The following is a 15,104-nucleotide window of genomic DNA, read 5'->3' as shown; positions in this document are numbered from 1 at the left end:
TGGATTAAAGCGAGGAAACATTTTGATGAAAATAATTGTCAACAGTCTAACGAGGGAGAAGCGGTTTGCTCTTCTTAACGGACAAACAATTGAAAAATTTTTTATCGAGCAGCCTAAAAGCCATTCAATTGTTGGAAATTTGTATCTTGGAGTTGTTTCAAAAATACTCCCTGGAATGAACGCGGCATTTGTAGATATTGGCGAAGAGAAGTCAGGGTATTTACATAGAGATAAATTGCCGGCGTTTGTAAAATCGGATGGACCGAAAGAGGTGCGGAACAGCCGATCTATTTCATCTTTAGTTCACCAAGGTGAAAAAATTCTCGTTCAGGTAGAGAAAGATGCTACCGGAACGAAAGGGCCCAGGCTTACCGGTATTATCGAGCTTAAAGGGGAACATATTATATATTTGCCAAATGGCCGGTATGTAGCAGTGTCAAAAAAAATTGCTGATGAGCGAAACAGGGAACGATGGAGAAGGTTCGGAAAACTACTTAAAACTGAATACGAAGGGCTGATTTTTAGAACCAGTTCAGAAAATCAATCAGAAGCAGCGCTTGCGAGTGAACTTGAGGAGCTTAGAAATATGTATAAGGAGCTTGAAAGGACTGCCTCCTCGAGGAAAAATCCTGGGCTGCTCTTTGAAAAAGATTTGTTTTATGAACAATTGATTTCGGAAATAAAAACGTATGGCAGAGGAGAAGTTATTGTTGATGATATTCGTCTAAAAAACAAAATCGAACGATATGTCAAAGCTGAAAAAATTAATATGAATGTAACATTATATAAAGGCAAGGAAAATATTTTCAGTGCCTGGGAAATCGAACACCAGATCGAAAAAGCATTAAAGCGCATTGTCTGGCTTGAAAATGGGGCCTACCTTATTTTTGATGAAGCGGAGGCACTTACGGTCATTGATGTAAATACCGGGAAATATTCAGGCAAAAATGACTTGCATGATACGGTTGTTTCCGTGAATTTAGCGGCTGCAGAAGAAGCTGCGCGCCAAATAAGGATTAGGGACATTGGTGGAATTATTTTAATTGATTTTATAGATATGCAGAAAGAGGAAGACCGTGAGCGGGTCCTTCAGAAAATACAATCCGAGTTAACAAAAGATGACAGAAGAACAAAAGTGATTGGATTTACTCCGCTAGGAATTTTGCAGCTGACAAGGAAGAAAACGAAGGTGGCCATTTCCGAGGCTTTGACCGTAAAATGCGCTGTTTGTGAAGGAACTGGCAGGGTATTAAGCCCTGAAACGATTGCTTTCCGGCTTGAACGGGAACTTTGGGAATACCGGCATTCTGATTATGACGGTGTGTTAATTGAAACAACTAGAGAGGTAGCTAATATTTTTACCGGGGAAAATTATATTCACCAAATCCGGCTTGAAGAACTGCTTGGATTGAAAATAAAATTTGAGATTAAAGACGATTCTCCGAAACCTTTTTATCATATCAGACGCTTTGAGAGGCTGACTCATAGAGGGCTTTCACCCTCCAACAATGACAATATATAGAATGGCTTTATTTGAGTTTGAAAAAGATGTTGTATTTGAAGGGTCTGACCTTCCTATTGACACTCTGCAAAAATCGTGATAGTATTTTCATGTTATGTTTGTAGCGCACCCGTGCTACAACCGCACAGAGCAGGTATTAAGATTTTGTTGCTGCAAAACACCTGTGATGGCGAGTCTTAGTCCATAAGGAGGTGCAATTCATGTATGCTATAATCGAAACTGGCGGTAAGCAGGTTAAAGTAGAAGAAGGCCAAACGATCTATATCGAAAAGCTTAACGCTCAAGAAGGCGACACAGTTACTTTTGACAAGGTCCTTTTCGTAGGCGGCGATAATGTAAAAGTAGGAAGCCCATTAGTAGAAGGCGCTACTGTTACAGGGAAAGTTGAAAAGCAAGGACGTCAAAAGAAAATCATTGTCTTCAAGTACAAGGCGAAGAAAAACCAGCGCAAAAAGCAAGGTCATCGTCAGCCTTACACAAAAGTTGTGATTGAAAAAATCAACGCATAAGGTTGTTTACCGATGATTAAGATTACGATTAATCGTACAGAATCCGGACAAATTAAATCATTTATAATGAGTGGACATGCCGGATTTGCCGGGTATGGCAATGATATTGTTTGTGCAGGTGCTTCTGCTGTATCTTTCGGCGCTGTTAATTCAGTGATTGCGTTAACAGGCATTGAACCTGTCATCGAACAAAGAGATTCCGGTTTTCTCCGATGTGAATTTCCATTGGATATCCCAAAAGAAGCACAAGAGAAAGTACAACTCCTTCTTGAAGGAATGGTCGTTTCATTGCAAACGATTGAAAGAGATTACGGAGAGCACATAAAAATTACCTACAAATAGGGAGGTGAAACAAATGCTAAGATTAGATCTTCAGTTTTTCGCTTCTAAAAAGGGAGTAGGTTCTACAAAGAACGGCCGCGATTCAATCGCGAAGCGCCTTGGTGCCAAACGTGCGGACGGTCAATTTGTAACCGGCGGTTCGATCCTATACCGTCAACGCGGTACGAAAATCTACCCGGGTGTGAACGTAGGCCGCGGCGGCGACGACACTCTTTACGCGAAAGTTGACGGAGTCGTTAAATTTGAGCGTTATGGCCGTGACCGCAAGAAAGTGAGTGTATATCCGGTTGCAAAAGAGGCTTAAACCAATAAAAGACAGGGCTGACTCATAAGGGTCTGATTCCCTCCAACAATAGCAATATATAGAAGGTTTTATCAGTGATAGTCTATATATTGTATTGGAGGGGTCTGACCCTTTGCTTTTGAGTCAGCCCCTTTCTTTTATCTTTCGGAGAGAACAATTTTCACATTTCTGTGTAATTTTGCTTACGCGTTCACACTTTTTTGATATACTATCAGCAAGCAGTCTTCTGTCGTTTAATTACTGTGTAGGAGTTTTTTTTATGAAAAAAGACTGGAATACTATCGAGGCGCTTCGGCATGTGCGGCATGATTGGTTAAATAAACTTCAATTAATAAAAGGAAACCTGGAGTTGAACAAAATTGACAGGGCCCTCGAAATCATTAATGAAATTGTCATTGAAGCACAGCATGAGGCAAAGCTGTCCAATCTTAAAATAACTGAATTTGCATCGCTCCTTCTTACATATAATTGGGAAAATCATGCCTTTCAACTTGAATATGAAGTGATGGATAATATGGAAATACCTGCAGGGAATGATCTATTTATTACGGAATGGACAAAATCGTTTTTTTCGTGTTTAAACGACTCAATTGAAACATTCCATAACAATTATCTTTCAGTTTCTATTGAAGCTTGTGAGAAAGGCACTTGTTTCTTTTTTGATTTTAGCGGGATAATAGCAGATAAAGAAAAAATTTCAGCATTTTTGGCTAAAAAATACCCATTTTTAAAAGTTGAGGTTCAGGAATTCTCTGACGAGGAACTTGCACTTGCTGTTTTTTTGCCTAATACATAGGGAATATAGTAATGAACGATTCTCATCTAAGGATAAGTCAACTTTATGGAGGAACAAAAATGTTTGTCGATCAAGTAAAAATATATGTAAAAGGCGGGGACGGCGGCAATGGAATGGTCGCTTTCCGCAGGGAAAAATATGTTCCAAAGGGAGGACCTGCAGGCGGAGACGGCGGGAAAGGAGCAGACGTCGTTTTTGAAGTTGATGAAGGTCTGAGGACGCTAATTGATTTCCGGTATCAGAGGCACTTTAAGGCTCCGCGCGGGGAGCACGGCATGTCTAAGAACCAGCATGGAAAAAATGCGAAGGATACGATTGTGAAGGTGCCGCCCGGAACAGTTGTTAAAGATGCAAAAACAGGGGAAGTCATTGCTGATTTAACAGAACATGGCCAAAAGGCAGTCATTGCCAAAGGGGGAAGAGGCGGACGCGGGAACACACGGTTTGCCACTCCGGCAAATCCTGCTCCTGAAATTTCCGAGAATGGTGAACCGGGACAAGAAAGGGAAGTAATTTTAGAATTAAAGCTCTTGGCAGATGTCGGTCTTGTCGGTTTTCCAAGTGTCGGTAAATCGACTCTCCTTTCCGTCGTTTCATCAGCAAAGCCCAAGATTGCAGAATACCATTTTACAACCATTGTACCGAACTTGGGTGTGGTTGAAACAGAGGATGGCAGAAGTTTTGTAATGGCGGATCTGCCGGGCTTAATTGAAGGGGCGCATTCAGGAGTTGGTCTCGGCCATCAATTTTTAAGGCATATTGAAAGAACAAGAGTAATTGTCCATGTACTTGATATGGCTGCGATGGAAGGGCGCGACCCATATGAAGACTATGTAACGATTAACAAGGAATTAAAGGAATATAATCTAAGATTGACGGAAAGGCCGCAAATTATTGTCGCTAATAAAATGGATATGCCCAATGCAGAGGAAAACCTTGAAGAATTCAAGAAAAAGTTAAAGGAACGTTATCCTATTTTCCCAATTTCTGCAATTGCCAAGCGGGGGTTGCAGGATCTATTGTTTGCGATTGCCGATAAACTTGAAGAAACTCCGGAATTTCCTCTTATGGAAAAAACAGAAAAGACCGGTGTGCACAGGGTAATGTATAAGCATGAAATAGAACAGGAAGTATTCAAGATTACCCGTGATCCGGACGGAAGCTTTGTTCTATCCGGCGAAAAGATTGAACGCCTTTTTAAGATGACTGATTTCTCAAGAGATGAATCTGTTCGCCGCTTTGCTCGCCAGCTCCGCAGCATGGGTGTAGATGATGCTCTGCGTGAAAGGGGAGCAAAAGACGGCGATACAGTTAAGCTGTTCGATTATGAGTTCGAGTTTATTGAATAGCTTTTATGATTAACGGGGTGGAGAAATGAGACATGATAAATTTAATAAAAAATTTTATTTAGTCCGTGAAGATGTTCTTCCAGAAGCGATGAAAAAGACCCTTGAAGCAAAGGAAATGATTGAAAGGGGAAAAGCCGAGTCTGTCTGGGAAGCCGTTAAGCGTGTTGATCTAAGCCGAAGTGCTTTTTATAAGTACAGAGATACGGTCTTTCCTTTCCATACAGTTGTTAAAGAGAAGTTGATCTCACTGTTTTTTCACCTCGAAGACCGCTCCGGGACGCTCTCGCAGCTGTTAAGTGTCGTCGCTTCGGCTGGATGCAACGTTCTTACGATCCATCAAACCATTCCATTACAGGGAAGAGCAAACGTAACTTTATCGCTGAATATAACGGAAATGGGAATTGAAATTGATGAGCTTTTAACACGTCTCCGCAGGCTTGAATTTGTAGATAAAGTTGAAGTGCTGGGTTCAGGTGCGTAGAACTGCCGCCTTATTCCCGGCTGTTTTTTGTTTTATTTGATCTCATTCATTCGATGAAAAAAATTTGAATTTTTACTTTATTAAAGTGATAAAGTGATGTATTGTTTAAAGATAAGGCGCTGCTTTAAAGCGTTAACGCGATGAGGGCCAGACCCTCAATTTAGTCTTGGGAGGAGATTTTGTTGAGAGTTGGTTTTTTGGGGCCGAGGGCAACATTCACGGAAATGGCTGTCAGGGAAATATTTCCGGGTGCAGAATCAATTCCATTTCAAACGATTCCGGAATGTATGGACGCAGTTGAAGAGGGGAAAACTGATATGTGCCTTGTCCCGCTTGAAAATGCCCTGGAAGGGTCCGTTAATATCACACTTGATTATTTAATACATGAAGTAGAGCTGCCCATTATTGGAGAAACAACTTTGCCGATTCGTCAGCATTTTATGGTACATAAGGAAAATCAGCACAGATGGAAAGAAATTGAATTGATATACAGCCACGCACATGCCATTGCCCAGTGCCATCGATTCTTGCATCAGCAATTTAGGGGAGTCCGCTGTGAAACGACAACTTCTACAGCTGCAGCTGCGAAATATGTCAAAGACCATCCCGAAATAAAGGCTGCCGCGATTGGAAATGCACTGTCGGCAAAAGAATATGGATTGATTATTGTAAAAGAAGATATTCACGATTTCGGGCACAACCATACACGTTTTGTGATTTTATCAAAAAGTAACAAAGATAAACCTGACATAAAACGTGTTCCCGACAGTTTTAAAACATCGATAATGGTCACTCTGCCAACAGACCAGGCAGGAACTTTGCATCAAGTTTTATCTGCATTCGCATGGAGAAAGCTGAATTTGTCAAAAATCGAATCCCGCCCGATGAAAACAGGGCTCGGTAATTATTTCTTTATTATTGATATTGAAATGAAAATGGATGATGTATTAATTCCTGGTGCGATTGCAGAACTCAAAGCTCTCGGCTGCAAAGTAAAAGTGCTGGGTAGCTACCCTTCTTTTCAACTGAAAAAAGCAGCAAAAGGATCCAGTTAGAGGATCCTTTTGATTTATACTTAGATAAAATTAAAAAGTCAGCTTTTAAACGCCTGCTTGACGGGCAATTTGGACAATGGTTAGGCCTAAAGACTCGACATCTTTCTCGGCTGTTTCTCTTCCAACTGAAATACGGATAAATTCCTTCGCTTCTTTATTATTGATTCCGAGTGCTTGCATGGTTTTCGAAGGAGACTGCAAGCCTATTTGGCATGCCGTTCCTGTTGATATAGCAAATCCCCGCCGGTTGCACTCAAGCATTACCCATTGGCCTTCTAACCCATGTAATCTCAACCCAATAATTGATGGAAGCTGCATATTCGGATCCTTCGCTTCATAAATAGTAATTCGGTCGCTAATCTCTTTTACGGAATGTTTAAATATATCTCTTAGTTTTAAAAATTTTTTCGTATATTCAGTTTGATTCGCATAAGATTTCTCGGCTGCAGCAACCATAGCCGCTATTCCAGGTACATTTACTGTTCCGGGCCTGAAACCCCTTTCATGTACAGCCGCCGGAAAAAAAGTTTTCCAAGATAAAAACGGATTGACATAAACGGCTCCAACCCCTTTTGGACCGTAAAACTTATGGCTCGATATAGAAAAGCTGTCCGCCCATTTTATTAATTTGTCTAAATTAATTTTTCCAAACGTTTGGACACAGTCACTGTGAAATAAAATTTCGTTTTGTTTACAAAGTAAGCCAATTTCCTCAATCGGCTGAATAGTTCCGATTTCCGGATTTGCATGTTGAATGGTGATAAGGAATGTATCCTCCCGTATCGCAGCCTGTAATTTTTCAAGGTCAATAATCCCATCACTGTTAAATGGAAGGTAGGAAATCTCATAGCCATCTTTTTCGAGATGCATTAATGAGCTATGAATTGAAGAATGCTCGGCTAGGCATGCTATAATATGCCGGCCTTTTTTTCTTGTTGCTGATGAAAGTGCATGGATGGCAAGGAAATTACTTTCCGATCCTCCGCTTGTAAAATAAATTCCTTCTTTTTCAACTTTTAGAAGTTGAGCTAACTTTATACGGCACTGATCGAGCAATGCAGCAGCATTGCTGCCAATATCATGGAGACTTTGTGTATTTCCAAAAAAATTTTGCGAAGCTTTTAAAAAAATTTGTGCAGCTTCTTCATCAAGCGGACAAGTAGCGGCGTAATCAAAATATTTCATGATTTTTCCCAACTTTCAAACTTTTTATTGTAAAAAATACTTGTCAATATATTAAATCTATGTAAATATAAGTGTCAAGACACCTGTAAAAAGGAAGGTGAAAACTAGATGAGTTTTTCAGATGTAATCATTATCGGAAGTGGCGTGGCAGCATTACAGCTGGCAAGGAACCTTCGATCTGAAATAAATGTTAGAATTATCACAAAGTCGCATGTAAGAAATGGAAATTCTTATCTTGCGCAAGGCGGTGTTGCGGCTGCTCTAGGTGAGAAAGACAGCCCATATCAACATTATGTTGATACCATAAAGGCAGGAAGGTATCATAACGATCAAGAAGCCGTTTTCAAGATGACTTCGGAAGCACCGAAATTAATTCAAAATCTTTATGCTTCGGGCTGTTCATTTGATAAAAACGAACGTGCTGAATTGCTTCTCGGCATGGAGGGAGCACACAGCGAAAAAAGAATTGTCCACGGGGGCGGTGATGCAACCGGGAGCAGAATTATAGATTTTTTGTTAAGCCAATTGAAAAAGAATGTGTCCATTACAGAAAATGTGTTTGTATATGACTTGCTAATAGATAAGCAGTCAAAACGGTGCATTGGAGTAAAAGGAAAAGACAAGCATGGAAACATTGAATATTTTTATGCCGATCGTGTAGTTATTGCTACCGGAGGATGCGGCCAACTGTACAGCTTTACATCAAATGCCGAAACAGTGACTGGAGACGGACTGGCGCTCGCCTATCGAGCCGGAGCAGAACTTGTTGATATGGAATTTGTTCAATTCCATCCTACGCTTTTGTTTAAAGATGGAAAAACGAGAGGTCTTATATCCGAAGCTGTCCGCGGAGAAGGCGCAAGGCTTGTAACAAAAGACGGCATCCCGTTTATGGATGATGTTCATCCATTAAAAGATCTTGCACCGCGCCATGTTGTTTCCCAAACCATTTATGATTATTTAAAAAAAGGGGAACAAATCTTTCTCGATATTCGAATGATCAGCCATTTTAGATCGCGGTTCCCTACGATAACATCCTTGTGTGAACGAAACGGAGTTTCTATTGAGGACGGTTTATTACCTGTAGCTCCAGGGAGTCATTTCTTAATGGGAGGGATAAAGTCAGATCTTTACGGGCGTACAAGTGTTAATGGCCTTTACGCAATCGGAGAGGCGGCATGCACTGGAATACATGGAGCCAATCGATTGGCAAGCAATTCTTTGCTTGAAGGGCTTGTATATGGAGAACGGCTTGCCCGACTTTTAAATAGCGACAAGTCTGCAAAAATAAACTCGCAACTTATTCCAAGAGAGTTTAAGTCGAATTTTGCACCGGGCTTGAATTTGCCTCAAATTCAAGAAATGCAAACCAGAATGATGGATAATGCAGGAATTGTAAGAACGAAAGAGACATTGTCCGAACAGAAGCGCTGGCTTGAATCTTTTGATGTTCACAATTGGTCTTATGCCAATTTAGACAAATTGCCGCCTGAAGAAATTATGAAAGTATTTATGCTAATTACATCCTGGCTGATTACCGATTCAGCATTAAAAAGGACTGAAAGCCGCGGCGGACACTTCCGCAGTGATTATCCATATGAGGATGATCTTACCTGGAAAGGCATACAAATCATTCAACGAAGAATATGGGAAGAGGACGAAAAAGATGAACCAATTAAAACTGCGGTTGCAACTTGAACAATTTTTCATTGAAGACATTGGTGACAGAGATGTAACGAGTGATCTTATTTTTGGAAACCGCCGAAACGGAGAGATTGTGTTCTTGGCAAAAGAAAACGGAATTTTTTGCGGGGAAGAGATAATCCGGACAGGTTTTTCTTTACTGGATCCCGCTTCCAAAGTGGTAATGTTCTCTAGTGACGGAGCTCTTATTGAGTCCGGACAGAGACTGGCAACCGTTTCGGGAAATATTTCCGCCCTTTTGAAAGGCGAGCGGGTTGTGTTAAATCTTATTCAAAGAATGAGCGGAATTGCAACGAAAACGAGAGAAGCCGTTACTATATTAAATAGCGACCATACAAAAATCTGCGATACTCGCAAAACAACTCCCGGTTTGCGGATGTTTGAAAAATATGCAGTCACATGCGGAGGCGGCTACAATCACCGTTTTGGCTTATATGATGCTGTCATGATTAAAGACAATCATATTGATTTTGCAGGTTCAATCACAAATGCAGTAGCATCTGTGAAAGAAAATCTCGGGCATATGGTGAAAATTGAAGTTGAGACAGAAACGAAAGAGCAAGTTATTGAAGCCGTTCAAGCAGGTGTTGATGTAATTATGTTTGATAATCGTCATCCGGATGAAATCAAGGAATGGAAAAAATTTGTGCCGGAACATATAGTAACGGAAGCATCTGGAGGAATAACGTTAGAAAACCTGGCTGTTTATCGCGACACTGGGGTCGATTATATTTCTCTCGGTTTTTTGACTCATACGATAAAATCGCTTGATATAAGTGTAAAAGTAAACGTTTTCTAAGGGGGATTAATGGTGAATATTTTAGATTTGGTTAAAACACAGGGGAATATGATTCCGGACCGATACCTAAACATGACTGTTTCGGAACTTGAAGAACGGGCGAAAGCAATTAAAAATAAATTGGGAAACAAATTGTTTATTCCCGGTCATCATTATCAAAAAGATGAAGTTATACAATTTGCAGATGCGACAGGAGATTCATTACAACTTGCACAAATTTCAGCTGAAAACAAAGACGCTGAATTCATCGTATTTTGCGGTGTTCATTTCATGGCTGAAACAGCGGATATTTTAACAGCAAAAAATCAAAAAGTATACTTGCCTGATATGCGGGCTGGGTGTTCCATGGCCGATATGGCAGACGTTTATCAGACGGAAAGAGCTTGGGCCAAATTAACCGAATTTTTCGGAGATACGATTCTCCCTTTAACTTACGTCAATTCTACCGCAGCTATTAAAGCATTTGTCGGGGAAAACGGAGGAGCAACAGTTACATCATCGAACGCTGAAAGAATGGTGAAGTGGGCATTCCAGCAAAAAGATAGAATTCTCTTTTTGCCGGATCAGCATTTGGGAAGAAATACAGCTTACAATTTAGGTATAAAATTAACTGAAATGGCAGTGTGGAATCCTATTACGGATTCCCTCGAATACGATGGGGAGTTAGAAAAAATTAAAGTAATTCTTTGGAAGGGACATTGTTCCGTTCATGAAAACTTTACCGTTCAAAATATTAAACAAGTCAGAGAACAGTATCCGGACATGAAGATTATCGTCCATCCAGAATGCCGCAGAGAAGTAGTTGAATTATCGGATGACGCCGGTTCCACGAATTATATTATAAAGACGATTGAACAGGCGGAAAAAGGTTCAGCCTGGGCAATCGGCACGGAACATAATCTTGTTAACCGGTTAATTCAGCAGCATCCTGACAAGCATATCATTTCTTTAAATCCATATATGTGCGCATGTTTGACAATGAATCGAATCGATCTGCCCCATCTCGTCTGGTGCTTAGAATCGATCGAAAAAGGTGAACAACACAACATTATCGAAGTTGAAGATACAGTTGCTTCCAAAGCAAAACTTGCTCTTGAACGGATGCTTGAGCTGTCCTAAGAAAAAGCGTTGACTCATAAGGGTCCGATTCCTCCATTGGAGGGGTCTGACCCTTTTATTGATATTTTAAGCTTTCATATAAAGTTTCACGGCCAAAAATCATATTTTGTTTCATAAGTGCATAAGTTTTTGTGTAGATTGTTAGCAATTTGCCCATTTTGACATACAATGTATGGACTTATGCCATAGGAGGGAAATCAGAGTGAAAATCCATATCGTTCAGAAAGGGGACACTCTTTGGAAAATCGCCAAGAAATACGGCGTAAATTTTGAAGAGCTGAAAAAGTTGAATTCACAGCTAAGCAACCCTGATATGATTATGCCCGGGATGAAAATAAAAATTCCAACAGGAGGCGGAACAATTAAAAAAGAAGCTCCGACGGCTGGAGGGAAAAAGGAAGCATATATCAAAATGGGTCCAAAGAAGGAAATGCCAATCACTGAGCATCCGTTTGCAAAAGAGAAGCCGAAGCCTTTGCCAGTTGAGGAAGCGCCCCAGGTAATGCCTGAAAAAGCACTAAAACCAGCTGCACCTAAAAAAGAATTACCAAAAGCCGAAAAGCCGAAACCTGTTTCACCGATACAGGAAAAGCCGAAACCAGAAAAGCAAATACCAGTTTCACCGATACAGGAAAAGCCGAAACCAGAAAAGCAAATGCCAGTTTCACCGATACAGGAAAAACCGAAACCAGAAAAGCAAATGCCAGTTTCACCGATACAGGAAATGCCAAAACCAGAAAAGCAAATACCCATTTCGCCAATACAAGAACTTCCAAAACTAGAAAAACCGAAAACACCTTATTCTCCAAAAATGCCTCAACCAGTTATCCCAGAAATGGACATTCAAAACTACTATATGCAAAATATGGCCGATATGTCTGTACCACAAATTCCACCTAAACTTGATAATTATTTTCCAGGGATGATAAAAGACGACACGGGTCCTTTAATAAAGGAAGAAGAGTTTCCTCTTTCTATGCCAACACAACAAGGAGGTTTTCAGCAGCCAATGTATCCATATCCCCCAAATTTTAATCCAGTTTTACCTGCATTGCCTGGAACAGGATATAATTATCCGGGAGGTTATCAGCCGCAAGAAGTGCCTTTCCCTTATGTGCAAGGGGCGTCAACTATGCCGATGAACCAAATGCCTTTTTATACATCACAAGCTGCCCAAATGCCTGATCAATATGGAGTGATGCCTGAATTTGAGAGCATGGATTTTGATGAATCATCTCCATTCATGCCTGAGATATCTTCTGAACAGGGAACTATGGACAGTCAGATGCCATTAATGCCTGAAGTTCAAGGAACGATGGAATATCCGGATATGGGAGCCCAAATGCCTCATCAAATGCCGGCACAGATGCCGGCACAGATGCCGGCTTATCATATGCCGTTTGGGCCATGTCCGCCTTTTGGCACCGCTGTTTCACCAGTAATGCCTGGTCCTGGATTTGGACATTGCCCTCCTCATGGACCGGTCCCATATTGTTATCCGCCAATGCCGCATGTTCTGGGAACAATGGATTACCAAATGCCAATGCCGCAAGTTCATGGAGCAATGGATTACCAAATGCCAATGCCGCAAGTTCATGGAGCAATGGATTACCAAATGCCAATGCCTCAAATTCATGGAGCAATGGATTATCAAATGCCGCTAATGCCACAGGTTCAGGAAGCAATGGAGTCTCCTGAAATGGATGCGCAAATGCCGCATCAAGCACCTGTTCAGGGGGTGAAAGGCACTTCTGATGACTGCGGCTGCGGAGGACCTGGATCACAGGGAGCTCCGTTTGGCTCTGTGTACGGACCTGCACCAGGAACAACACCAATCTATTCGCCGCATTATGCCCAGCCATATGTGTTTGCCCAGCCGCCATATATGAATTATGGTTACCCTGGCCAGATAGGCAGCGGTCCTTACGGCTTGCCGAGAACGGAAGATGAAAGCAGTGAATATGAAGGGTGAGGCAGGAGGAGACGATGTTTTTAAAAATCGTCTCCTCGCCTATTTGAAAAAACAAATCCCCTCTAAGATTAAAGAGTTCAGGCCTATCCGCAAAAATGTTTATTATGTAAAGACAAATGAAACAGAATTTATTTTAAAAGGCTATTCCAAGCTTAAGCGTTTGAAACTTCAGGAAGCTTTTACTGATTCTTTAAAAAAAGAAGGATTTTTAAATACCTACTCTTTTTATTCTTTTACGAAAGAAAAAACACTATTTTTTGAACAAAATTATTACGGATGCTTACAATATATTGAACCTCATCCAGAAGCTTTTTCTTTTCGAAGTCATAAAAACAGAAGTGATGGATTAAATCTGCTTCGTGATTACCACCGTGTAACATCGACGCTTATAAAACGTTATGAATCACTTCTCCCATCATTTGATCTTCTGGAAAAATGGAAAGAAAGAATGGCTTTATTTTCCGAGAATCTTTCGGTTGTTAAATATTTTGTTGCTGACAACATCTTGCATGAAATATTGGATTGGGCTAATTTTTCCTTATATCATCTTGAAAAAGAATATGATTATTTTTACTCATCCCCTCACGTAATTCTTCACGGTGATGTTGCCCATCATAATTTTATCCGAACAAAAAAAAATAAGCTGTATTTAATTGATTTTGATTTAATCAGTAAAGGCCCTGTAAGCACGGATATTTTGCAATATGCAAACAGAATTTTACCCTTTTTAAACTGGTCAATAAAGGAATTGATGGTTTATTCAGAAATGAAAAACTATGTAAAGGAAAAAGCGTTTCTTTATGCCTTGATGTTTCCGACAGACATTTTTCGCGAATGGAACCGATTAGTAAGAGAAAAGAGTTTAAACAATCATACTAAAGTTAGACAGGTCTATATTATGACAGTTGATCAGTTTTATATGCGACAGCATTTTATGAAACAACTTGAAAAAATGGCAAAATAAAGAGAAATTTGCGATTTAATTGGACTTAACTGTCAGAATGAAAAGCCTCAAACGCTCACACTATAAAATTGAGCATATTTATTGCTCACGATGTTAGCGAAGGGGGTTTTTCGCTTGAACAAAAAAATTTACATCGTTTCCTTTGCAGCCCTTTTAACAACAGGGTTAACAGGCTGCGGAAATGATGATGAAGCTGCTGTACAAAACAGGTATTCAAATCGTGGACAGGCAATGGGGTATTACTCAAATGAAAATCATGAACAGGGAAATGGCAACGTCAATATTTTAAACGACAATGATGGACCGATAACTGAGATGATGGATCATACCTTTGGTGCAGAGGGCCGGGAAGCCCGCAGGGAAAGAAATAAAATGCTTCAGGTAAAAGACGAAAATGGAAATCCGCAAAATCCTTCTGCCCCGCTGGCAAATTATGACCGTAATTTCTTCCAGCGAGACAATCGATTCAGCCGCAGTGATGCGAATTATCATGGGCATTTAGATGATAACACCCGTCAACCGAGCAGCTCTTACTATACTGCTTATGAAGGAGAGCTGGCCGATAAGATCGGTGATGTTACGGCATCTGTTCGTAACGTAGAAGATGTCCGTTCCGTTGCATATGGCAGCGATGTTCTAATTGCAGTCGATTTAACAGATTACAGCAAGGAAGAAGAAACAAAGCGAAACATTCGCGAGGCTGTGCAGCCTTATTTAAAAGGAAGATCCTGTACTGTAGTAACTGATGAAGGAACTTTCAGCCGTATTCGGAACATTGATAATGATCTTCGAGACGGCGGCCCGCGTGAATATATAGATATGGATATGAAAAACATGATGCGATCGTTGAAAAATCGTTTTCAAGATCGCAACAATGATTAAATGAGAAGAGCAGAGCTTTCTGGCTTTGCTCTTTTTTAAATGGAAAATTTTATGGCCTTTGTTTCTATAGAAATAGAAATGTGCAGCGTCTGTTATTCTTTTTGGAATTATGATATATTAT

General features: G+C 40.5%; 15 protein-coding genes and 1 other annotated feature. Of the genes, 14 read left to right on the top strand and 1 reads right to left on the bottom strand.

Features of this window, described 5'->3' with window-relative positions; genetic code table 11:
* Positions 1 to 25: 25 nt before the first annotated feature.
* From PB1_RS14730 to pheA, 8 genes are all read left to right on the top strand, one after another.
* A complete protein-coding gene (locus PB1_RS14730; RefSeq protein ID WP_004438296.1) occupies positions 26 to 1,522 on the top strand; it encodes an Rne/Rng family ribonuclease in 1,497 nt (498 codons plus the stop codon).
* 108 nt (positions 1,523 to 1,630) lie between these two features.
* Positions 1,631 to 1,709: a sequence feature (ribosomal protein L21 leader region), on the top strand.
* A 13-nt stretch (positions 1,710 to 1,722) separates the two neighbouring features.
* Positions 1,723 to 2,031, top strand: a complete 309-nt coding sequence (gene rplU, locus PB1_RS14725; RefSeq protein WP_004438294.1) for a 50S ribosomal protein L21 — start codon at positions 1,723 to 1,725, stop codon at positions 2,029 to 2,031.
* Between the two features lie 12 nt (positions 2,032 to 2,043).
* Positions 2,044 to 2,373: a ribosomal-processing cysteine protease Prp gene (locus PB1_RS14720; RefSeq protein ID WP_004438292.1), complete on the top strand. Its 330-nt coding sequence runs from the start codon at positions 2,044 to 2,046 to the stop codon at positions 2,371 to 2,373.
* A gap of 13 nt (positions 2,374 to 2,386) precedes the next feature.
* Positions 2,387 to 2,677 carry a 50S ribosomal protein L27 gene (gene rpmA, locus PB1_RS14715; protein ID WP_004438290.1) on the top strand — a complete coding sequence of 97 codons (291 nt, stop codon included), beginning with the start codon at positions 2,387 to 2,389 and terminating at the stop codon, positions 2,675 to 2,677.
* Positions 2,678 to 2,936: 259 nt separating this feature from the next.
* Positions 2,937 to 3,473, top strand: a complete 537-nt coding sequence (locus PB1_RS14710; RefSeq protein WP_004438288.1) for a sporulation initiation phosphotransferase B — start codon at positions 2,937 to 2,939, stop codon at positions 3,471 to 3,473.
* Positions 3,474 to 3,532: 59 nt separating this feature from the next.
* Positions 3,533 to 4,822 carry a GTPase ObgE gene (gene obgE / locus PB1_RS14705; RefSeq protein WP_004438286.1) on the top strand — a complete coding sequence of 430 codons (1,290 nt, stop codon included), beginning with the start codon at positions 3,533 to 3,535 and terminating at the stop codon, positions 4,820 to 4,822.
* A 25-nt stretch (positions 4,823 to 4,847) separates the two neighbouring features.
* Complete coding sequence (locus PB1_RS14700) at positions 4,848 to 5,303, top strand: ACT domain-containing protein (protein WP_004438284.1); 456 nt, start codon at positions 4,848 to 4,850, stop codon at positions 5,301 to 5,303.
* A 182-nt stretch (positions 5,304 to 5,485) separates the two neighbouring features.
* Positions 5,486 to 6,358 carry a prephenate dehydratase gene (gene pheA, locus PB1_RS14695; protein ID WP_004438283.1) on the top strand — a complete coding sequence of 291 codons (873 nt, stop codon included), beginning with the start codon at positions 5,486 to 5,488 and terminating at the stop codon, positions 6,356 to 6,358.
* Between the two features lie 45 nt (positions 6,359 to 6,403).
* Here pheA and PB1_RS14690 read toward each other — a convergent pair whose 3' ends face one another.
* The gene (locus PB1_RS14690) at positions 6,404 to 7,543 is read right to left on the bottom strand and encodes an IscS subfamily cysteine desulfurase (protein ID WP_004438281.1); all 1,140 of its coding nucleotides are present in this window, start codon (positions 7,541 to 7,543) and stop codon (positions 6,404 to 6,406) included.
* A 108-nt stretch (positions 7,544 to 7,651) separates the two neighbouring features.
* Here PB1_RS14690 and nadB point away from each other — a divergent pair, with 108 nt between their 5' ends.
* The 6 genes from nadB (at position 7,652) to PB1_RS14660 (ending at position 14,983) form a co-directional block, all read left to right on the top strand.
* A complete protein-coding gene (nadB, locus tag PB1_RS14685; protein ID WP_004438278.1) occupies positions 7,652 to 9,241 on the top strand; it encodes an L-aspartate oxidase in 1,590 nt (529 codons plus the stop codon).
* Entirely contained in the window at positions 9,210 to 10,046 is an 837-nt protein-coding gene (nadC, locus tag PB1_RS14680) for a carboxylating nicotinate-nucleotide diphosphorylase (protein ID WP_004438275.1), read from the top strand. Before nadB ends, nadC begins: the two co-directional genes overlap by 32 nt.
* 12 nt (positions 10,047 to 10,058) lie before the next feature.
* Positions 10,059 to 11,165, top strand: a complete 1,107-nt coding sequence (nadA, locus tag PB1_RS14675) for a quinolinate synthase NadA (protein WP_004438274.1) — start codon at positions 10,059 to 10,061, stop codon at positions 11,163 to 11,165.
* A 202-nt stretch (positions 11,166 to 11,367) separates the two neighbouring features.
* Positions 11,368 to 13,137 carry a SafA/ExsA family spore coat assembly protein gene (gene safA, locus PB1_RS14670; RefSeq protein WP_004438273.1) on the top strand — a complete coding sequence of 590 codons (1,770 nt, stop codon included), beginning with the start codon at positions 11,368 to 11,370 and terminating at the stop codon, positions 13,135 to 13,137.
* Positions 13,112 to 14,101 (top strand): phosphotransferase, encoded by a 990-nt coding sequence (locus PB1_RS14665; RefSeq protein ID WP_034645418.1) that lies wholly within the window; start codon positions 13,112 to 13,114, stop codon positions 14,099 to 14,101. The genes safA and PB1_RS14665 overlap by 26 nt, the downstream gene beginning before the upstream one ends.
* A 114-nt stretch (positions 14,102 to 14,215) precedes the next feature.
* On the top strand, positions 14,216 to 14,983 hold the full coding sequence (locus tag PB1_RS14660) for a YhcN/YlaJ family sporulation lipoprotein (RefSeq protein WP_004438271.1): 768 nt from the start codon (positions 14,216 to 14,218) through the stop codon (positions 14,981 to 14,983).
* Positions 14,984 to 15,104: the final 121 nt, after the last annotated feature.

The sequence above is a fragment of the Bacillus methanolicus PB1 genome (assembly GCF_000262755.1).
Classification (GTDB): Bacteria; Bacillota; Bacilli; order Bacillales; family Cytobacillaceae; genus Bacillus_Z; species Bacillus_Z methanolicus.
This window is presented reverse-complemented; position numbering and strand designations above follow the sequence as displayed.